This is a genomic window from Mesorhizobium sp. M0615 (assembly GCF_040320805.1).
GTDB lineage: Bacteria > Pseudomonadota > Alphaproteobacteria > Rhizobiales > Rhizobiaceae > Mesorhizobium.
Genome location: NZ_JAMYQI010000004.1, coordinates 206,917 through 226,206 on the forward strand (window position 1 = coordinate 206,917; position 19,290 = coordinate 226,206).

A 19,290-nucleotide genomic window follows, 5' to 3' on the forward strand; every position below is an offset into this window, starting at 1 on the left:
CCGGTGAATGATCACCAGGACGAAGGGAACTTAGGGACTCGAGGCGCAATCCCGCCGGTCCCAACAATGGGAGACACAAGCATGCAGTTGAAATCGACCGCCACGGCGCTCGGCCTGTCGCTGCTGGCGATGACCGGCATTGCCCACGCCGAAGGCGAACTCCAGATCTACAATTGGGGCAACTATACCAGCCCGGACCTGATCAAGAAGTTCGAGGAGACCTACAAGGTCAAGGTTACCGTCACCGACTACGACTCCAACGATACGGCTCTGGCCAAGGTCCGCCAGGGCGCTTCCGGCTATGACATCGTCGTTCCATCGGCCAGCGTGATGCCGATCTGGATCAGCGAAGGCCTGCTCTTGGAAACCGATCCCAACAAGATGGAGAACTTTAGAAACGTCGATCCGAGATGGGTCGACGTGCCGTTCGATCCCGGCCGCAAATACTCCGTGCCGTGGCAATGGGGCACGACCGGAATTTCGGTCAACAAATCGATCTATGCGGGCGATCCGAACACCTCGGCGATTTTCCTCGATCCGCCGCCGAAACTCGTCGGCAAGATCAATGTCGTGCCCGAAATGGGGGACATCATGTTCCTCGCCATTGCCTATGAGGGCGGTAAGTACTGCACCGACGACAAGGTGCTCTTGAAGAAGGTGCATGACAAGCTCATCGAGGCGAAAGCGAAATGGCTGTCGCTCGACTATGCGGCCGTCGACGGTCTCGGCAGGGGCGACATTGCCGCCGGCGTCAACTGGAACGGCATATCGCTGCGCGAGCGGCTGGAGAACGACAAGATCGTCTACGGCTATCCCAAGGAGGGCTTTCCAATCTGGATGGACAATGTCGCGGTGCTCAAGGATGCCAAGAACGTCGAGAACGCCAAGCTCTTCCAGAATTTCATCATGGACCCCAGGAATGCAGCGATGATCTCGGCCTTCGCGCACTACGCCAATGGCATCAAGGGCTCCGAGCCCTTCCTGCCGGCCGATATGAAGGGCGCGCCCGAAGTGGATGTTCCGGCCGAATTTGCCGACAAGGGCCAATTCATGCCGGCCTGTCCCGCAGACGTCCAGGCGCTCTACACCAGGATCTGGACCGATCTGCAGAAATAGCGGGCCCGCCAGCCGAAGCTGACCACCAAACATCGGGCCGCGGATCGCGGCCCTGCCATCGCCAATGCCAGATGCCGTAAAGCCGCCGCGGGAGATTTTCGATGTCCGATCTCGACCTTTGCTACATGCCGGCCAGCGAGGTGTTGCGGCTGTTCAAGGCGAAGAAACTGTCGCCTGTGGAACTGATGCAGGCCACCATCCGCCGCGCCGAGGCGACCAAGGCGACGATCAATTGCCTTACCTTCACGCATTTCGACGAGGCGATGGCTCTCGCCAGAAAAGCCGAAGCGAAATACGCCAGGGGCGCCAGGACCGGCGCACTCGAGGGCCTGCCGATCGGCATCAAGGATGAGAACTACATCAAGGGCAAGCCGACCTCGCATGGCTCGCTGCTGTCCGGGGACGCGCTTGGCGGCCATACCTCGACGATGAACGAGCGTGTCATGAAGGCCGGCGGCATCGTCCACGCCCGCACGGCGACGCCCGAATTCAGCTGCGCCGGTTATACCTGGTCGAAGCGCTGGGGCGTCACGCGCAACCCCTGGAACCCGGATTTCACGCCGGGCGGTTCGTCGGGAGGTTCGGCGGCAACGCTGGCCTCCGGCACGTCGTCGATCGCAACCGGCTCGGACATAGCGGGCTCAATCCGCATCCCTGCCTCGGCCTGCGGCCTGGTCGGCTTCAAGCCGCCTTACGGCCGCAATCCCGATGAGCCGCCGTTCAATCTCGATTTCTACTGCCACACCGGGCCCTTGGCCCGAAACGTCGGGGATGCGATCCTGCTGCAGAACGTCATGGCCGGGCCGAGCCCGCTCGACATCGCCACGCTGCGCCCGAAACTGCGCCTGCCGCTCGACTACAAGCCGATCAAGGGTTGGAAGATCGCATTCTCCATGGATCTCGGGTCCTTCGAGGTGGATGCGGACGTGCGCAAGAACACGCTCGCTGCCTGCGATGTGTTCCGCTCGCTCGGCGCCACCGTCGAGGAGGTGGACCTCGGCTGGGGCGACGAGGTGCTCAAGGCCGGCATGGCCTATCTCGAACATCTCTTCGGCGCCTCGCTGTCGCCGCTGCTCGCCAAGCACGGCAAGGACATGACCAGCTATGCCAGGCAGTTTGCGCAGGACGGCCAGAAGTCGAAGGCCACGGACTTTGTCGCAACTTTGGACGTGGCGGCCAGGATGTACCAGACGCTGGGGCCGTTGCTGGAAAAATACGATGTGCTGATCTGCCCGACCAATGCGCTTCCCGCAGTGCCGGCGGAATTCGATCAGACCAAAGGCAAGGTCGAGATCAATGGACGAGAGGTGAACCCGTCGCTGGGCTGGGTGATGACGACGCCGTTCAACATGCTGAGCCGCTGCCCGGTTCTGTCGATCCCGTCGGGCCGCGCCGCCAACGGCGTGCCGACAGGCATCCAGATTGTCGGCCGCACCTATAGCGACGCTGACGTGTTCCGGGCGGGTATGGCCTATGAGACGGCTCGTGGTCAGTGGTACACGAATGCCGGGACACGCCCGACGCTGTGAGTCCGCAGGGCGCCGGCATGCCAAGGCAGCGGCGGGATGTTTCGGCCGCCGGGGAAAGGCCTGACGACAATGGCGCAACGCATAGCCACTCCGGATGCGGGAAAAAGCAAGGCGGCCAAGGGTGCGGCGAACGACGCCGCGCCCAAGGACCGCCGGCGCGAGCGCGGCGAAGCGAGGGTCCAGCGCATCATCGACGCCACAATCGAGCTCATCGCGGAGGAGGGGCTGGCCAGCGTCACCATGCAGCGCATTGCCGGGCATGTCGGCTCGTCCAACGCACTGGTGGTCTTTCATTTTCGCAGCAAGGAGAACCTGTTCCGGGCCGTCCTGCAATATCTCAGCGACCAATATGACGCGCTGTGGCTGACGCTGGTGCGGGCGCCCGGCCTGTCGCCGGTGGAGCGGGTGTTGGGCGCGGTCGACTGCGCGCAGCGCTTTGCCCGGCAGCATCCGAAATGGGTTTCGGTCTTCGTCGTGTTTTCCAGCGACCGCAAGAGCATGCAGATCTACAATGAAATCGGCCTGCCGAGCGATCTCGCCTACACGGCCGAAGCGCGCGAACTGCTGATCGAGATTTCCCGCAGCGGCGGTTACACCGGCGTCGACATAGACACGCTGTCGGAGAGCCTGAACTATCTGGTGCATGGCGCCTGGTATTGGGACCATCTCAACCCGTCCAGCCGCGACACCGACGTGCTGCGCAAGACCATGCTGCTCCTGCTGCACCAGGCGTTTCCACGGCATTTTGAGTTGGGGTGAGAGGCGGCCAAATCGCGAGCGACGGAAAGCGTCCTCTGCAAACCTAAACCCGAAAATCTCTACGATGCCTTGATCTCTGTAAAAACGCTTGCACAATCCAAAGGTGCGAGCTAAACAACCCAGGGATGCATTCGAGGGTGGGTAAATGTGGCATTGGGCGATACTTCTGTTGCTGATTGGCGTGCCGGTTTTCTTCGCCGTCCGGTCGTCGCGCAAATCCTCACAGAGCCCAGATGACCTCGTGGGGTTCGGCGGCTGGCTGATCCTGCTGGCGATCAGCCTGTCCCTTTCGCCGTTGCGCACAGTTGTCGATATGGCCAGTCTGGTCAAAACCTACCAACAGCTTGTTACAGTGCCCAACGGGGCCTTGGCCATCTATGGCGAGGCAGCCCTCAATCTGGCATTTCTGGTGCTTCAGCTGGTCGTGCTTGTTTCGATGCTGCGGCGAAGCCACCGCTTTCCGCAGCTGTTCATATGTCTGTGGTTTGCGATCCCTCTCTTATTCGTACTGGACACAGTTTGGATATCGACTGTGCTTGGTGTCCCGGTAAACCGTTTGCTTGCCGGAGGAGCTCTGGTTACACCTTTGGCATCCTTCATAGTCACAGGGATCTGGGCCGCCTACGTCTACAGGTCGGTCAGGGTGAGGAACACGTTCGGCGATACGGCAGCCATACAGGCTGCCACATTTTCCTAGAAGGTCCGACGGCTGCGAGTTGGCCTGATGTCGTGCTGCCAGCTCCGCCGAACAGAACCGTCGGCAGTCCTCCTTCGTCTAACGAGCTTCGAGTGGCCTGCCACCCGAAGCTCGAAGAGCGAAGGGTGGTGCCCCCGGACGGAATCGAACCGCCGACCTTCGGTTTACAAAACCGCTGCTCTACCAGCTGAGCTACAAGGGCACGGCGCTCCGGTTAGCATATTTCGTGCGCCAGTAAAGACAAAACTCCGTTTCCGATCGCTAATGGACCCCGCCGAGGTGGGCGGGCCGCCATCCTGAAAACCGCCAATGCGATCCCTACATATCTCTCAGGTGCAAACGCATCGAACGGGGTGTCGCATGATCAGACTTGTCATCATCCTGCCGCTTGTCGTCATCGCCTGGTTTCTCGTGGTGAAGCTCATCAAGGATGTGAAGAGCGCCAAGATCGACTGGACCGGCGTCGCCACCATCATCGGCTTCATCGTGCTGGCCTTCTGGCTGCGGCACGTTACGGGCATGGGGTGACGGGAGCGAATAGCGAATAGGGAGTAGCGAATAGGGAAGTCTTAACTCCCGAAAGCCATTTCGCTACTCGCTACTCGCTACTCGCTGAAACCTTCGAACCTTTCGCCGCACCGCGACGACTGATCTCCAGAGGCAAATGGTCGCCTCGACCAGGGATTCAGGAGATCATCATGTTGAAGCGCACTCTTACTTCGGGCCTGGTCGCCATCTTCCTCGCCACTGGCGCGGTCGCCGGTACCTTGCAGTCGTCCTCCGCTCACGGCCATCATCACCACCATCACCATAAGCATCACGACAAGCCCTGGTGGTGGTGGAACCATCACCACAAGCACCATCACCACAAGCATCATCATCACCACGGGAAAGTGATCATCTTCCTTTGAGCGAGACGACCTGCCTCGCGGAAGGGCGGCTTCGGCCGCCCTTTTTTTGCGAGCGACGGCGCCACTGATGTGGGCCACCCGGTTACCGGCAACATAAGATTTCAGCGCTGTCGCGCGAAGATTTCGCGAGTGACGAAACGTCGACCGCAGAAAGTTCTCTGGTCCGAGAGAAAAATCTTCAAAAACCTCGAACCTTTTTCCTGCTCGCCGCGACTGATGATCAAGAGGCGGATGGATCGCCTCTCGCAACGAAACAAGGAGATCGTCATGTTCACGCGCAAAATCGCTTCTGCCCTCATCGCCAGCACCGTCGCCGCCACCTCGCTGGTCGGCACCGTCCAGCCGTCGGCCGCCCACAGCCATCACCACAACCGCGAAATCGGCATCGGCATCGCCGCCGGCGTCGGCGGCTTCGTCCTCGGCAGCCTGCTCAATCAGCCCCGCACCGTCTATGTCGACGACGAGGGTGGCTCCTGGCACGTCCGCCGCTGCGCCAACCGCTACGCCAGTTACGATCCGTACTCCGACACCTATGTCGGCTATGACGGCTACCGCCACTATTGCCGCCTTTAAGAGGAGGCACCCCCACACGGAAAGGAGGGGCTGTACGCAGCCCCTCCTTCCTGATTTGAGCGCGCCGCGGTGCGGGCTACGGTTTGGAGATCGGCAATCCCGCTGCACGGCAGATGCGGGCAACACTCGCATTCTGCGATTGATCCCCCATGGCGATGAGTTCGAAGCTGCTTCCTTCATCCGGATAGATCTTGGCGGCGAACGGTTGGTCTGTTGTATGACCACCGGACGACGTCTTTGCAGCGACATGGCCGCAGACCAGGATTTCGCGGCGGCCGTCGAGCGTTCGCTCGCCGGCAAGCATCGTCCCGAATTTGGCGGATACAGGATCATGTAAATGCTGGCGAATGCCGATCGTGATTGTCTCCTCCAAAGCGAGCGAGATCGGAATCTCGCTGACTTGCTGGGAGACAGGGGCGGGCTCGGGCGCCGTCGCCACGCATCCGCACAGTGAAGCGGCGAGCAAAAGCTGAAGCGTTCTCCGCATTATAATCGGAACCCGCCGATCATCCTCGTCACCTCAGCGGCGGCGTCGCGCACCAGCGGCCCGATCTCGTCCAGCCGCTCCATCGTCACCCGCACCGTCGGTCCGGAGACCGAGACACCGCCGATCGGCTCGCCGAACTCGTTGAAAATGGCGGCGGCCACGCAGCGCATGCCGGGATGCCGCTCCTCGTCGTCGACCGACCAGCCGCGGTGCTTGATGACAGCCAGGTCATGGGCCAGCGCCGAAATGTCGGACAGCGTCTTGTCGGTGAAGCGCTGCAGGCCCGACTTGCGCAGGATGGCGGCGACGCGTTCCGGCTCGAGCTGCGCCAGCACCGCCTTGCCGATGCCCGAGGCATGGAAGGAGCTGCGCGTGCCCGGGCGGAAGAAGGCGCGGATCGCCTGATGGGTCTCGACCTGGCTGACGAAAACGACGCAATCGTCCTCGGCGACGCCGAGATTGGCGGTTTCACCGGTCTTCTCCATCAATTCCTGCATGACCACGCGGGCCCTGTCGACAAGCTTGCGGCGGCGCAGGAAGGCGGCACCCATGCGGTAGGTCTCGACGCCGATCGACCACAGCTGGTCCGATGTATCGAACTCGACCATGCCGTGGTTCTGCAGCGTCGTCAGCATGCGGTAGGCGGTGGACGCCGCGAGCTCGCTACGCGCCGAAATCTCGCTCAGCGACAGGCCACTGCCTTCAGCGACGATGGCCAGGATGCGCAAGGCCCGGTCCAGCGACTGTACAGAACCGGCCTCGGACGGACCGTTGAAAGCGCGCGGCCGGCCGCGCTGGCGTTTTTCGCTGGTTTCCATGGCGGCATTGTCGCCGGTTTCGCCGAAATCGCAATGAAAAACTTTTTCATCGTTTTGATGGCCGGATTCATTGGAAAACGAAAAACCCAGGGGAATCAGTGGATAGAAGCGGTTTTCTCGAAATGAAAAATTATTCTGAAAAAATTGAAAAATGAAAACGACACTGGCATTGTCTACCAACCAACAATCTTGAGGAGGCTGGACATGGCCAGGATGCGCGCTGTCGATGCAGCGGTTCTCGTTCTCGAAAAGGAAGGCGTTTCCTGCGGCTTCGGCGTGCCGGGCGCGGCGATCAATCCGTTCTATTCGGCGCTGAAGGCGAGGGGCTCGATCCGCCACATCCTGGCGCGCCATGTCGAGGCGGCCTCGCATATGGCCGAAGGCTACACGAGAGCCAAATCAGGCAATATCGGGCTGTGCATCGGCACGTCGGGCCCGGCCGGCACCGACATGGTCACCGGGCTCTATTCGGCGGCGGCGGACTCCATCCCGATCCTGTGCATCACTGGTCAGGCGCCGCGGGCACGGCTCAACAAGGAGGATTTCCAGGCGGTCGATATCGCCGCCATAGCCGCACCCGTCGCCAAATGGGCGGTCACGGTCATGGAGCCCTATCTCGTGCCGATGGCGCTGCAGAAGGCATTTCACCTGATGCGCTCGTCGCGACCGGGCCCGGTGCTCATCGACCTGCCGGTCGACGTGCAATTGGCCGAGATCGAATTCGATATCGATGCCTATGAACCGCTGGTCCCGTTCAAGCCGGCAATGTCGCGCGCCCAGGCCGAAAAGGCCTTGGCGATGCTCAATGCCGCGGAAAAGCCGCTGATCGTCGCCGGCGGCGGCATCATCAACGCCGATGCGTCGGATCTGTTGATCGAATTCGCCGAGATAACGGGCGTGCCGGTCATCCCGACGCTAATGGGCTGGGGCGCGATCCCCGACGACCACCGGCTGATGGCCGGCATGTGCGGGCTGCAGACCTCGCATCGCTACGGCAATGCGACGATGTTGGAAGCCGATTTCGTCTTTGGCATCGGCAATCGCTGGGCCAACCGCCACACCGGTTCGGTCGATGTCTACACCAAGGGCAAGAAATTCATCCATGTCGACATCGAACCGACCCAGATCGGCCGGGTGTTCGCGCCGGATCTCGGCGTCGTCTCGGACGCCGGTGCGGCACTGAAGATGCTGCTCGACGTCGCCACAGAGTGGAAGACGGCTGGAAAGCTGCGCGACTGGTCGGGCTGGGCGAAGGAATGCCAGGCCCGAAAGATGACGATGAAGCGCAAGACGCATTTCGAGCAGGTGCCGCTGAAGCCGCAGCGCGTCTATGAGGAGATGAACAAGGCGTTCGGCCGCGACACCACCTATGTCACCACGATCGGCCTGTCGCAGATCGCCGGGGCGCAGTTCCTGCATGTCTACAAGCCGCGCAACTGGATCAATTGCGGCCAGGCCGGCCCGCTCGGCTGGACGCTGCCGGCGGCGCTTGGCGTGCGCGCCGCCGATCCCGACCGAACCATCGTAGCGCTGTCGGGCGACTATGATTTTCAGTTCATGATCGAGGAACTGGCGGCCGGCGCACAGCACAAACTGCCGTATATGCACGTCGTCGTGAACAACGCCTATCTCGGCCTGATCCGCCAGGCGCAGCGCGGTTTTGCGATGGATTTCGAGGTCAGCCTCGCCTTCGAGAACGTCAACCGCTCCAACGATCCGGAGGCCGGCTACGGCGTCGACCATGTCGCGGTCGCCGAAGCCATGGGCTGCAAGGCGGTGCGGGTGCGCAAGCCGGAAGAGTTCGCCGGCGCGTTCAAGGAAGCGCAGCGGCTGATGAAGGAATACCAGGTGCCGGTGGTGCTCGAATTCATCCTCGAACGCGTCACCAACATTTCCATGGGCACGGAAATCGACAAGATCACCGAATTCGAGGACCTTGCCGAAAGCCATGAGGATGCGCCGACGGCGATTGTGTTGCTCGATTAGGCGCGCCGATATTCAGGTGAGACAGGCCTGCAAACGGCGCCTTCCTGCGCTTCCGGTGCTCACGTACAGAAAGTACGTTCCGCTCCGGTTCTCGAAAGTCACCGTTTTCGACTCTGCCTGACCTGAATCTCAACACGCCTAGGGCCAAGCAGAAGATGGAGAAAAAGAATGCCGCGTTTTTCAGCCAATCTGTCGATGCTCTTTGGCGAGCACGATTTCCTCGACCGTTTCGATGCCGCCGCCCGCGCCGGCTTCAAGGGCGTCGAATATATCGGCCCCTATGATCATGCGCCCGAGATCGTTGCGGCGCGGCTGAAGAAGAACGGCCTGAACCAGGTGCTTTTCAACCTGCCGGCCGGCGACTGGGGCAAGGGCGAGCGCGGCATCGCGGTGCTACCCGACCGCGTGCCGGAATTCCGGCAAGGCATCGCCAAGGCGATCAGCTATGCCCATGCGCTGGGCTGCGAGCAGGTCAATTGCCTCGCCGGCATCGCGCCGCAGGGCGTGGATCGTTCGGTGCTGGAAAATACCTTTGCCGAAAACCTGGCGTTTGCGGCCGAGAAACTGGAGCAGGCCGGCATCCGGCTTTTGATCGAGCCGATCAATACGCGCGACATCCCGGGCTTCTTCCTGAACTATTCGAACCAGGCGCTGGCGCTGATCGAGCGCGTCGGCTCGAAGAACCTGTTCCTGCAATACGACATCTATCACATGCAGATCATGGAGGGGGATCTCGCCCGTACCATCGAGGCCAACCTCGGCCGCATCGCGCATATCCAGCTTGCGGACAATCCCGGCCGTCACGAGCCGGGGACGGGCGAGATCAATTATCCCTTCCTCTACGAGCATATCGACCGGATTGGTTATTCCGGCTGGGTCGGGGCGGAATACAAGCCGAAGGCGGGGACGGAGGCCGGGTTGGGGTGGTTCAGAGAGCTTAACGGGCAGGGGAGTGCTGCGGCTTAGGCGTCGCAGCCCCCTCATCCGGCCCTTCGGGCCACCTTCTCCCCGAGGGGAGAAGAGATCGCCGAGGTTAGCGCCAGCCTCTTCTCCCCAACGGGGAGAAGGTGGCCGCGTAGCGGCCGGATGAGGGGGCGTTTCACACAGTCATTTGGAGAACAACAATGGAAACCATCGGCTTCATCGGCCTTGGCATCATGGGCGCGCCGATGGCGGGGCATCTGCTCGATGCCGGCTACACCGTCGTCGCCAGCGACCACCGCTCGAAGCAGCCGGCCGATCTCGTCGCCAAGGGCTTGACAAGCATCACCGGCCACGCGGCAGTGGCGAAGGCCGCGGATATCATCATCACCATGGTTCCCGACACCCCGCAGGTAGCCGAGGTGCTGTTCGGCGAGAACGGTGTCGCTTCCGCCCTGAGCAAGGGCAAGCTGGTCATCGACATGAGCTCGATCTCGCCGATCGAGACCAAGGTTTTCGCCAAGAAAATCAACGATCTCGGCTGCGACTATCTTGACGCGCCGGTGTCGGGCGGCGAGGTCGGCGCAAAGGCGGCGTCGCTGACCATCATGGTCGGCGGCGAGGACAAGGCGTTCGAGCGCGCCAAGCCCGTGTTCGAAAAGATGGGCAAGAACATCACGCTTGTCGGCCCGAACGGCGTCGGCCAGACCACCAAGGTTGCCAACCAGATCGTCGTGGCCCTGACCATCGAGGCGATCGCCGAGGCGCTGGTCTTTGCCTCAAAAGCCGGCGCCGACCCCGCCAAGGTCCGGCAGGCGCTGATGGGCGGGCTGGCGGCATCGCGCATCCTCGAGGTGCATGGCGAGCGCATGATAAAGCGCGCCTTCGCGCCGGGCTTCCGCATCGAACTGCACCAGAAGGATCTCAATCTGGCGCTGGAAGGCGCCAAGGCACTCGGTGTCTCGCTGCCCAATACGTCGACGACGCAGCAGCTGTTCAACTCATGCTCGGCGAATGGCGGGGCAAAAGAGGATCACTCAGCGCTGGTTCGTGCGCTGGAGCGGATGGCGGGGCATGAAGTGGGTGAATAGCGAATGGTGAATAGTGAATAGTGAATGGTGACGGTAAGAACGCTTTTCCATTCACTATTTCACCATTCACCCTCCAAGGAATTTCCGTGCCGCATAAAGGCTCACCGCCGCCGCATTCGACACGTTGAGCGAGCGGATGGCGCCGGGCATGTCAAGGCGGGCGAGTGTCGTCACCGTCTCGCGCGTCTTCTGGCGCAGGCCCTTGCCCTCGGCGCCGAGCACCAGCGCAATCTTTTCGCCTGAAAAACTCGTTTCGAGCTCCGCTGGCCCATCGGAATCGAGGCCAATGGTCTGGAAGCCGGCTTCGTGCAGCTGTTCCAGCGCATCTGCCAGGTTCTTCACCTCAATCTGATCGATGTGTTCCAGCGCGCCGGAGGCGGATTTGGCCAGCACGCCGGATTCCTGCGGGCTGTGGCGCGCGGTGGTGATCAGCGCGCCGGCGCCGAAGGCGACCGCCGAGCGCAGGATGGCGCCCACATTGTGCGGGTCGGTCACCTGGTCGAGCACCAGCACCAGTTTGGTATCGCCGAGCGCGTCGAGGCGTTTTGGCTTCAACGGCTCTGCCTCGATCAGCACGCCCTGGTGGACGGCATCCGAGCCGGTGATCTTGTCGATCTCCTTGGGCTCGACGAGTTCGGCCTTGAACGGCAGAGCGGCGAGATCGGCGATCGCCAGCCGCTCGGCGGCGTTGCGCGTCACCAGCATCTTTTTGATCCGCCGGCGCGGATTGTCGAGCGCCGCTCGCACCGTGTGCAGGCCATAGAGCCTGACAAGCCCGTCGGCGGCGTTTTCGCCCGGCGGCACCGGCTGGCGCGGCCGGAAGGCGGGCGCGCCGCCGGCCTTCTCGTCGCGGTGGGCGCGGCGCAGCTTGGCGTAATGGGTGTCTTTGGCGGTCTTGGGCGTGTTGTCATTGCTCATGGCCGGCTTCTATAGCCGCGTCGTCGGGCTGTGGATACGGGCAGAAAGCCGGCTTGCCGGGCAGGCTGTCAAATTCAGCGCATTTTGCCTTGGGGTGCGGTTGACACCCACTGGCCTTGCCGCCATAAGGCGCTTCGCTGATTTCGGACAAAACCCTGGTTTCGACCTGATCGGCGAGAATGCCTCGTTGCAAGGCTTCGACGGCAGGCTGGAGAGGTGCCCGAGTGGTTAAAGGGGACGGACTGTAAATCCGTTAGCTTAGCTTACGTTGGTTCGAATCCAACCCTCTCCACCACTGCCAGCCCGCGAACCTTGAGGACGATGCGGGTATAGCTCAGTGGTAGAGCAGCAGCCTTCCAAGCTGAATATGCGGGTTCGATTCCCGCTACCCGCTCCAACTTCCCCCATCAAATCTGAGCGAATACGTCCAAGACGTTGCCGTGGGTGATTTTCCGGTTTCCGTCTACACGCCGGTCGATGCAGCGACCGCCGACCGGTTCATGGCTGTGGTGAAGGCGACGCCCGACAACCGCAGAGCGGCGTCGGGCGCGTTTCGGTCCGATGCAGAAGCAGGCGGTGTACCCTAGTTGTTAAACGCCGAAGCAACCTGATGCTGTTGCGGCATCTGTCCGTTCGGCGTCAGTCTGTCGACAATGCCTGGCAGGGCTGTGGACAATTGCTTGAGCAACTCCTGCTCGTCCAGTCCGGTCCTTTGCGCGATCTCTCGAATGACCTGCGGGCCGATCGCCTTGCCCAGATCATTGGCGTTGATCGGCTGGTTCTGCCCGGTGCCGACCCAGGAGTCAGCGACATTGCCTTGGCCGGCATTCTTGAGCTTGTCGAGCAGTCCGCCCAGTCCGCCGAGCAGGCCGCCGTCGCTGGAGGCCGCGGTTCCGGTGGGGGCTGGCGTTTGAGGCTGAGGGGGTTCGCCCGTCTCTCCGGCACTCGTCTGTTCGGCGCTTCTGCCGCTCAGCATCTTTCCCACCAGCAGCGCGCCGAGCGCGATCATCAGCGGTTTGGTGATGTTGCCGCCGGGTACGGCGTTGTCAAAGAGTCCCATAGGTCAATCCTCCATAACGGCCAAGCCCGTCCCGCCGGCTACAATGGAGCATGCGGGCGGAAATTCAAGTTGGCTTGAGCTTTTGACAATCATGTGACCATGATCGGCCGGCGGGGGAATGGAGAGGAAAAATGGGCATTATCAGCTGGATTATCCTCGGCGTCATCGCCGGCTTTATCGGCAGCAAGATCGTCAACAAGACCGGCCAGGGCCTGATCATGGATATCGTGCTCGGCATTGTCGGCGCCATCGTCGGCGGGCTGATCTTCAGCGCCTTTGGCGCCACGGGCGTGACCGGCCTCAACATCTGGAGCCTGATCGTCGCCGTCATCGGCGCGGTGGTCGTGCTGTGGGCCTATCACCAGTTCTCCGGCAAGCGAACGCTTTAGGCGCCAGTCTGCCGATTGGTTGACCGCAGGACGGCCAAACCTGCTTCGACGCGTTGACTTGGGTCAGGCGACGACGGTCAGCCTGCGTTTGCGTTCATCAAGCGAGACGATGGTCAGCCCGCTCGCGACCACCAGCAGGATGCCGCAGACCGCCAAGGCATTCGGGAACTGCCCGAATACCAGCACGCCTGAGATGACCGCCCAGACGGTGAAGCAGTAGTAGAACGGTGCTACGACGCCGGTCGGACCGACGCGATAGGCCATGAAGATGAAGAAATGGCCGAAGATCAGGAAGAATCCGGCGCCGGCCATGAGCAGCAGGTGCCGGGCTTCCGGCATTACCCAGCGCTCGGAAACGAGATGCGCGGCGCCGGCGCCGATCAGCACCACTACGACGGCGGAAATGGCGACGATCATGCCCGGCACCTCGGCCGCGATCCGCCTGCCGGCAAGATCGCGCGCCGCCGCCAATACCGCGTTGCCGAGCGCCAGCAACGCATAGACCGAGATGCCCTGCATGGTCGGCTGGGCCACCATGAGCGCACCGATGAAGCCGAGCCCGATCAGCGCCATGCGCACGCCGCCGATCCGTTCGCCGAACAGGATGGAGGAGCCGACCAGCATCAAAAGCGGGGTGATCTGCCCGAGCGCGGTCGAATCGGCGATCTGCATGTTGGCCAGCGCCACGACGTAACAGAGGATGGCCGCGAGCTCGAGCAGGTTGCGGCGCAGCACGCGTTTGTCGAAGATCAAAGGGATCTGCCTGCCATAGCCCAGCAGGAACAGCAGCGGCATGCCCCATAGCGTGGCCGCGACCCCGCGCAGGAACAGCACTTCATAGGACGGCAAGCCCGCGGTCGCGAGTTTCATCATCGTGTCGTTGACGAGGTACGACCCCGTCGAAACGATCATGAACAGCGGGCCGCGTATGGAGGTCGGTATGAATTGCATGGGGCAACCAAATCAGACCGCCGCCGTAGCGGCAATGGGCCAGGCGCCGGCTGCACATCCGGCAGGCAAAGGCCAGGACATGGGCGGGACAGGACATGGGCGGGAATAGCAAACAGGTGCTGGAGCCCGCAGCCCCCATTTCATTTCCGCTCGCGCGTTCCTATATCAGCGCCACATCCCCGCAATCGGATCATCGGTTGAGACCGAGTGGACAGCGCACCCGGCCACAAGGCACTTGTGTTTTTCGGCCGTAGTCGCTAATCGCCCCGCATTCGACTGAACTGAAGGTCAAGGCCGTCCAAGGAAAGAGACTATGGCAAAAGGTAAATTCGAGCGTAACAAGCCTCATGTGAACATTGGCACGATTGGCCACGTCGATCATGGCAAGACGTCGCTGACGGCGGCGATCACGAAGTATTTTGGCGAGTACAAGCGCTACGACCAGATCGATGCGGCGCCCGAAGAGAAGGCCCGCGGCATCACGATTTCGACGGCGCACGTCGAATACGAGACGACTGCGCGCCACTACGCCCATGTCGACTGCCCCGGCCACGCCGACTATGTGAAGAACATGATCACCGGCGCCGCGCAGATGGACGGCGCGATCCTGGTCGTGTCGGCCGCCGACGGCCCGATGCCGCAGACCCGCGAGCACATCCTGCTTGCCCGTCAGGTCGGCGTGCCGTCGATCGTGGTGTTCCTGAACAAGGTCGACCAGGTCGACGATGCCGAGCTGCTCGAACTGGTCGAGCTCGAGGTTCGCGAGCTTCTGTCGAAGAACGAGTTCCCCGGCGACGACATTCCGATCGTCAAGGGTTCGGCGCTGGCAGCACTCGAAGATTCCAACAAGACCATCGGCGAAGATGCGATCCGCGAGCTGATGGCTGCGGTCGATGCTTACATCCCGACGCCGGTTCGTCCGCTGGACAAGCCGTTCCTGATGCCGATCGAAGACGTGTTCTCGATCTCGGGCCGTGGCACGGTCGTGACCGGCCGCGTCGAGCGCGGCATCGTCAAGGTCGGCGAGGAACTGGAAATCATCGGCATCCGTCCGACGACCAAGACGACCTGCACGGGCGTCGAGATGTTCCGCAAGCTGCTCGATCAGGGCCAGGCCGGCGACAACATCGGCGCGCTGCTGCGTGGCGTTGATCGTGAAGGCGTCGAGCGCGGCCAGGTTCTGGCCAAGCCCGGTACGGTGAAGCCGCACAAGAAGTTCGTGGCCGAAGCCTACATCCTGACCAAGGACGAAGGTGGCCGTCACACGCCGTTCTTCACCAACTACCGTCCGCAGTTCTACTTCCGCACGACCGACGTGACCGGCATCGTGTCGCTGCCGGAAGGCACGGAGATGGTTATGCCCGGCGACAACATCACGGTCGATGTCGAGCTGATCGTGCCGATCGCCATGGAAGAGAAGCTGCGCTTCGCCATCCGTGAAGGCGGCCGCACCGTCGGTGCCGGCATCGTCGTCACCATCAAAGAGTAATCGAGCCCGGCATCGCCGGATCGAAACGGGATAGGGGCGGCCCTCGGGCCGCCCTTTTTCGTTGGCCAGATGTGCCTGTTTTGGGGTCCCAATCTCTGTTGCAAGTCTGTGAGCCTCTACAGTATAGATTGCATTGAGGGCTTGGTCGGATGGTTCCACAGCACCGTTTGCATAGTCGGTCATGGTGGGCACTGGGGCTGATCTGCCTGGCGTCGATGTTTGCCATGGGCAGCGCCGCCTTCGCGGCCGAGACAAAAAATTCAGAGCCGGATCCGGATCCGCCGATGCGGTTCGTCGTCGTGCGCAGCGACGCGGCGGGCTGTGAGCCGACCTGTCCGGAATGGATATCGGCCGAGGGTGCGATATCGGCCAAGTCGCCGGCGCTGCTCAAGGCTGCCCTGAAAACGCTCGGCGGCCGCAAATTGCCGATCGTCATCAACTCTCCGGGCGGCGATGTCGATGCGGCCATCGCCATGGGCCGGATGATACGCAAGAACAAGCTCGACATCGCGGTCGGCAGGACGTGGTTCGTCGGCTGCGAGCCGGGGATGAAAAACTGCAAGGAGAACGACGCCAGAGGCGCGCACTATATCGGCAGCCCCTATGTGCTCGGCAGCTATTGCGCGTCCGCTTGTCCAATGATGCTGGCCGGCGGCACCAGGCGCCTGGTCGGGCCGCTGGCCTATCTCGGCGTCCACCAGATCACCACCACGATCGTGCAGATGAACGTGCAATATCAGGTCCGCTACCGGATCGTGAAAGGCAAGAAGCGGGTCATCAGCAAGAAGGTCGTCAGCCGCAAGAACACCGGCAGCTACAAGACCTACGAGATGAGCAAGGGGGTGGAGCGCAAGCTGTCCGCCTATTTCAAGGAGATGGGTGTCGACCTCAGCATCATCGAGACGATGAAGAGCACGCCGGCCAGCGACATCCAGCAGATCGACCTCAGCGACATGCTGACAATGAAGCTGGTCACCAGCGAAGACGCTGCAGATCTGCTGACCAGCGCAAGCCTGTGCAGGCTGGACCTTCCGGCTCCGAATTGCCGGGAAATACCGGAGAACAAGCCAGCCGGCGGCCTGCCGGACGTGGCAAAGGCTGCGCCGCTGCCGCTGAAGCCGGAGAGCGCGCCGCACGATGACGGCATGCGCTTTGTCGTGGTTCGCGGCAGCAACCCGCTCTGCAATCCCGACTGCCCGGAATGGATTGCAGCGCAAGGCGCGATTACGCCTCAGACGCCGCAGAAACTCAGCCAATTGCTCGCCACGCTTGGCAACCGGCGGCTGCCGGTGGTGATCAGCTCGCGAGGCGGAGACCTCTCCGGCGCCCTGGCGGCGGGCCGGATCATCCATGAAAAGAAGCTCGACGTTGCCGTTGCCCGCACAGATTTCGTCGACTGCGACCCGGCAGAGTGGAATTGCCTGGCCAAGGAAGGCGCCTATGCCGGACTGAGCGTCCATGGCGACGGCGACTGCGATTCGGCCTGCGCGCTCATGCTGGCCGGTGGCGCCAGACGGCTTGTCGGTTCCCAGGCGCGGCTCAGCCTCTATCTGATGGGGCAGAAGCAGGCGGTCAGGTCTTACCTCGACGAGATGGCGATCAGCCCCGCTTTGTTCAGGGCGCTCCAGGGCAGTTCGGTCGAGCGTCAGCTCGAACCCGACATGATGCTGAAGGTCGGCCTGACGACCGGGCGCCAGTCGGTGGATGCGCTGACGGGGTCCAGCATCTGCAGATCGGCGCCGAAACCTGAGAATTGCCGCGTGGTGCCGTCGTCCAATGGCTGATCGTGCCCTATCGTCATGGAAGCGAAAGGGGTCGGATGGGCGTGCTGGAGCCGAGGAAGGCGACGCCGGCAAGCGACATCACGCCGAAGCGCCGGCCAAATTGTAGCGCGGCGGGTTCACACTCGCCATCGAGGCAGGTTGAGCAGGGCGCGATTTCCGCTATCGTCGTGCAGGCGCCGGGCTTGGCGGAGGATCAAGAATGAGCCAGGATGTCCCGACACTCTACGAATGGGCCGGCGGCATCGAAGCCCTCAACCAGCTGACGGAAACCTTTTACGACAAGGTGTCGCGCGACCCGGTGGTCGGCCCGGTGTTCAAACACATGTCGCCGGATCATCCCACGCATGTCGCGGCCTTCATCGGCGAGGTTTTTGGCGGACCGAAGACCTACAGCGAACAGCATGGCGGCCATCGCGAGATGGTCATGCATCACTTGGGCAAGCATCTGACGGAGGAACAGCGCCGCCGCTGGATCAGCCTGCTTGCCGATGCCGCCGATGCGGTCGGGCTGCCGGACGATCCCGAATTCCGTTCCGCCTTCATGGGCTATGTCGAATGGGGGTCACGGCTTGCCAAGATGAATTCCACCCTCGGCGAGACCTGCGACCCGCAGACCGAACCGATGCCGGCCTGGGGCTGGGGCGTACCGGGCGGGCCGTACAAGCCGCCGGCCGGGGATTGAGCGCCGGCATGCGGCTTCAGGCAGGCGAAAAATCGAGATCGGCAGGGACGGGCTGGTCATCACCTATTCGGATTTTGGCAAAGGATCTGAAAGCGCGTCAGACACTCTTTACAGCGCGCCCGGAAGCTTTTAGGAAGCGCCTGCGCTGAAACGCGCGTACGGGCATAGCTCAGTTGGTAGAGCGGCGGTCTCCAAAACCGCAGGTCGTAGGTTCGAGCCCTGCTGCCCGTGCCATTTTCCTCGTTGGAATCCGGCATTTTAGAAACGCCTTGTTTTGGCTCCTCGTTTGGTTGGGCTGAAGCCGCGTACTCGACGAGCGACGTTCCGAAGGCATGCGCAGAGCGAGAGCGCTGATGCGCAATGCCGAAGTCGGCGTATTTCCACGAACGATTTCCTTGATTCAACTGCCATTGGCGAGCCAATTGCCATTTGCGTTCACAATTCAGAATAGGCCTATTTTGCTGCCGCCGGCTGCTTTTCAGCGGCTGCGAATTATTGGAAGCGGGATGCTGGCCTGGCTTCTGAAATTTTCTGAACAGGGCTCTTGAACCGGTTTTCGGCCCTTCCTAATTCGTTTCCCGCCGAGGCCGATTGGCTTGGCAAAAGGCGGCGCTGCTGGGCGGCGCCCTTGTACCCATGTTGCTTCAAGGAGGATGTGGCTATGAGAACCTTTGATAGTCTCTATCGGACCACCGTCGGTTTCGACCGGCTTTTCGACATGCCCGACAGCGGTACGCGTCCGGACTGGCCGCCCTATAACATCGAGAAGGTCGACGAGAACGACTACCGTATCTCGATGGCCATCGCGGGCTTCAGCCAGGATGAGGTTGAGCTGACCCAGCATGGACCCGAACTGGTCGTGGTAGGCCAGAAAGCTGATGATCAGAGCGGACGCCAGCTGCTGCACCAGGGCATTGCCTACCGCAGTTTCAGGCAGACGTTCAAGCTTGCCGACCACATGAAGATCAAGGCAGCCAAACTGGAGAATGGCCTCCTCTCGATCGACATTGTCCGCGAGATTCCCGAAGAGCTGAAGCCGCGCCGCATCAGCATCGGCGTGGGCGACGCCCAGGTGGGCGGCAAGCAGATCGCCCAGGATACGGAACGCACCCGCAAAGCGGCCTGATCG

At 62.0% G+C, this 19,290-nt stretch carries 23 protein-coding genes and 4 tRNA genes; 21 read left to right on the forward strand and 6 right to left on the reverse strand.

Going from position 1 to position 19,290, the window contains the following annotated elements:
* Positions 1-81 precede the first annotated feature (81 nt).
* The 4 genes from NKI46_RS08355 (at position 82) to NKI46_RS08370 (ending at position 4,101) form a co-directional block, all read left to right on the forward strand.
* Positions 82-1,116 carry an extracellular solute-binding protein gene (locus NKI46_RS08355; protein WP_023738917.1) on the forward strand — a complete coding sequence of 345 codons (1,035 nt, stop codon included), beginning with the start codon at positions 82-84 and terminating at the stop codon, positions 1,114-1,116.
* Between the two features lie 101 nt (positions 1,117-1,217).
* Positions 1,218-2,645, forward strand: a complete 1,428-nt coding sequence (locus NKI46_RS08360; RefSeq protein ID WP_352745721.1) for an amidase — start codon at positions 1,218-1,220, stop codon at positions 2,643-2,645.
* 69 nt (positions 2,646-2,714) lie between these two features.
* Complete coding sequence (locus NKI46_RS08365) at positions 2,715-3,404, forward strand: TetR/AcrR family transcriptional regulator (RefSeq protein ID WP_023738915.1); 690 nt, start codon at positions 2,715-2,717, stop codon at positions 3,402-3,404.
* Between the two features lie 169 nt (positions 3,405-3,573).
* Positions 3,574-4,101, forward strand: coding sequence for a DUF2569 family protein (locus NKI46_RS08370; RefSeq protein ID WP_352745724.1), 528 nt, complete (start codon positions 3,574-3,576; stop codon positions 4,099-4,101).
* Between the two features lie 126 nt (positions 4,102-4,227).
* Here NKI46_RS08370 and NKI46_RS08375 read toward each other — a convergent pair.
* Positions 4,228-4,303, reverse strand: a tRNA-Thr gene (locus NKI46_RS08375).
* Between the two features lie 158 nt (positions 4,304-4,461).
* Here NKI46_RS08375 and NKI46_RS08380 point away from each other — a divergent pair.
* The 3 genes from NKI46_RS08380 to NKI46_RS08390 all read left to right on the forward strand — a co-directional run bounded on the left by NKI46_RS08380 (position 4,462) and on the right by NKI46_RS08390 (position 5,585).
* Positions 4,462-4,629, forward strand: a complete 168-nt coding sequence (locus NKI46_RS08380; RefSeq protein ID WP_023710564.1) for a hypothetical protein — start codon at positions 4,462-4,464, stop codon at positions 4,627-4,629.
* Between the two features lie 170 nt (positions 4,630-4,799).
* Positions 4,800-5,012, forward strand: coding sequence for a hypothetical protein (locus NKI46_RS08385; protein WP_352745727.1), 213 nt, complete (start codon positions 4,800-4,802; stop codon positions 5,010-5,012).
* A gap of 267 nt (positions 5,013-5,279) precedes the next feature.
* Positions 5,280-5,585: a BA14K family protein gene (locus tag NKI46_RS08390; protein WP_023738913.1), complete on the forward strand. Its 306-nt coding sequence runs from the start codon at positions 5,280-5,282 to the stop codon at positions 5,583-5,585.
* A 76-nt stretch (positions 5,586-5,661) separates the two neighbouring features.
* Here the strand turns inward: NKI46_RS08390 and NKI46_RS08395 are convergent, their stop codons facing one another.
* Complete coding sequence (locus tag NKI46_RS08395; protein ID WP_352625814.1) at positions 5,662-6,024, reverse strand: hypothetical protein; 363 nt, start codon at positions 6,022-6,024, stop codon at positions 5,662-5,664.
* Positions 6,025-6,071: 47 nt separating this feature from the next.
* A complete protein-coding gene (bhcR, locus tag NKI46_RS08400; RefSeq protein WP_023681470.1) occupies positions 6,072-6,890 on the reverse strand; it encodes an HTH-type transcriptional regulator BhcR in 819 nt (272 codons plus the stop codon).
* 204 nt (positions 6,891-7,094) lie between these two features.
* Between bhcR and gcl the strand changes: the two genes are divergently transcribed.
* The 3 genes from gcl to NKI46_RS08415 all read left to right on the forward strand — a co-directional run bounded on the left by gcl (position 7,095) and on the right by NKI46_RS08415 (position 10,888).
* A complete protein-coding gene (gene gcl / locus NKI46_RS08405) occupies positions 7,095-8,876 on the forward strand; it encodes a glyoxylate carboligase (RefSeq protein WP_352745730.1) in 1,782 nt (593 codons plus the stop codon).
* A 168-nt stretch (positions 8,877-9,044) separates the two neighbouring features.
* Positions 9,045-9,842: a hydroxypyruvate isomerase gene (hyi, locus tag NKI46_RS08410; protein WP_352745733.1), complete on the forward strand. Its 798-nt coding sequence runs from the start codon at positions 9,045-9,047 to the stop codon at positions 9,840-9,842.
* 158 nt (positions 9,843-10,000) lie between these two features.
* Positions 10,001-10,888 carry a 2-hydroxy-3-oxopropionate reductase gene (locus NKI46_RS08415; RefSeq protein ID WP_023738909.1) on the forward strand — a complete coding sequence of 296 codons (888 nt, stop codon included), beginning with the start codon at positions 10,001-10,003 and terminating at the stop codon, positions 10,886-10,888.
* Between the two features lie 66 nt (positions 10,889-10,954).
* Here NKI46_RS08415 and rlmB read toward each other — a convergent pair whose 3' ends face one another.
* Positions 10,955-11,806 (reverse strand): 23S rRNA (guanosine(2251)-2'-O)-methyltransferase RlmB, encoded by an 852-nt coding sequence (gene rlmB, locus NKI46_RS08420; protein ID WP_023738908.1) that lies wholly within the window; start codon positions 11,804-11,806, stop codon positions 10,955-10,957.
* Here rlmB and NKI46_RS08425 point away from each other — a divergent pair.
* The 4 genes from NKI46_RS08425 (at position 11,805) to NKI46_RS08440 (ending at position 12,393) form a co-directional block, all read left to right on the forward strand.
* Positions 11,805-12,038 carry a hypothetical protein gene (locus tag NKI46_RS08425; RefSeq protein ID WP_023738907.1) on the forward strand — a complete coding sequence of 78 codons (234 nt, stop codon included), beginning with the start codon at positions 11,805-11,807 and terminating at the stop codon, positions 12,036-12,038. The genes rlmB and NKI46_RS08425 overlap by 2 nt on opposite strands.
* Positions 12,017-12,101, forward strand: a tRNA-Tyr gene (locus NKI46_RS08430). The genes NKI46_RS08425 and NKI46_RS08430 overlap by 22 nt, the downstream gene beginning before the upstream one ends.
* A gap of 28 nt (positions 12,102-12,129) precedes the next feature.
* Positions 12,130-12,203, forward strand: a tRNA-Gly gene (locus tag NKI46_RS08435).
* Between the two features lie 43 nt (positions 12,204-12,246).
* Positions 12,247-12,393: a hypothetical protein gene (locus NKI46_RS08440; protein WP_023738906.1), complete on the forward strand. Its 147-nt coding sequence runs from the start codon at positions 12,247-12,249 to the stop codon at positions 12,391-12,393.
* Here NKI46_RS08440 and NKI46_RS08445 read toward each other — a convergent pair.
* On the reverse strand, positions 12,390-12,866 hold the full coding sequence (locus NKI46_RS08445; RefSeq protein ID WP_023738905.1) for a YidB family protein: 477 nt from the start codon (positions 12,864-12,866) through the stop codon (positions 12,390-12,392). The two genes, NKI46_RS08440 and NKI46_RS08445, sit on opposite strands and share 4 nt — an antisense overlap.
* Before the next feature lie 131 nt (positions 12,867-12,997).
* On the opposite strand from NKI46_RS08445, the gene NKI46_RS08450 reads away from it, so the two are divergent.
* A complete protein-coding gene (locus NKI46_RS08450) occupies positions 12,998-13,255 on the forward strand; it encodes a GlsB/YeaQ/YmgE family stress response membrane protein (protein WP_023667446.1) in 258 nt (85 codons plus the stop codon).
* Between the two features lie 63 nt (positions 13,256-13,318).
* Here NKI46_RS08450 and NKI46_RS08455 read toward each other — a convergent pair whose 3' ends face one another.
* A complete protein-coding gene (locus tag NKI46_RS08455) occupies positions 13,319-14,206 on the reverse strand; it encodes a DMT family transporter (RefSeq protein WP_023738904.1) in 888 nt (295 codons plus the stop codon).
* A gap of 313 nt (positions 14,207-14,519) precedes the next feature.
* On the opposite strand from NKI46_RS08455, the gene tuf reads away from it, so the two are divergent.
* The 6 genes from tuf (at position 14,520) to NKI46_RS08485 (ending at position 19,287) form a co-directional block, all read left to right on the forward strand.
* Positions 14,520-15,695 carry an elongation factor Tu gene (gene tuf, locus NKI46_RS08460; protein WP_352608132.1) on the forward strand — a complete coding sequence of 392 codons (1,176 nt, stop codon included), beginning with the start codon at positions 14,520-14,522 and terminating at the stop codon, positions 15,693-15,695.
* Positions 15,696-15,844: 149 nt separating this feature from the next.
* Positions 15,845-17,479, forward strand: coding sequence for a COG3904 family protein (locus NKI46_RS08465; RefSeq protein ID WP_352745738.1), 1,635 nt, complete (start codon positions 15,845-15,847; stop codon positions 17,477-17,479).
* A gap of 199 nt (positions 17,480-17,678) precedes the next feature.
* Positions 17,679-18,161 (forward strand): group II truncated hemoglobin, encoded by a 483-nt coding sequence (locus tag NKI46_RS08470; protein WP_352745741.1) that lies wholly within the window; start codon positions 17,679-17,681, stop codon positions 18,159-18,161.
* 158 nt (positions 18,162-18,319) lie between these two features.
* Positions 18,320-18,395, forward strand: a tRNA-Trp gene (locus tag NKI46_RS08475).
* Between the two features lie 119 nt (positions 18,396-18,514).
* Positions 18,515-18,709, forward strand: coding sequence for a hypothetical protein (locus NKI46_RS08480; protein WP_352745744.1), 195 nt, complete (start codon positions 18,515-18,517; stop codon positions 18,707-18,709).
* 113 nt (positions 18,710-18,822) lie between these two features.
* The gene (locus tag NKI46_RS08485; protein WP_352608128.1) at positions 18,823-19,287 is read left to right on the forward strand and encodes an Hsp20 family protein; all 465 of its coding nucleotides are present in this window, start codon (positions 18,823-18,825) and stop codon (positions 19,285-19,287) included.
* Positions 19,288-19,290: the final 3 nt, after the last annotated feature.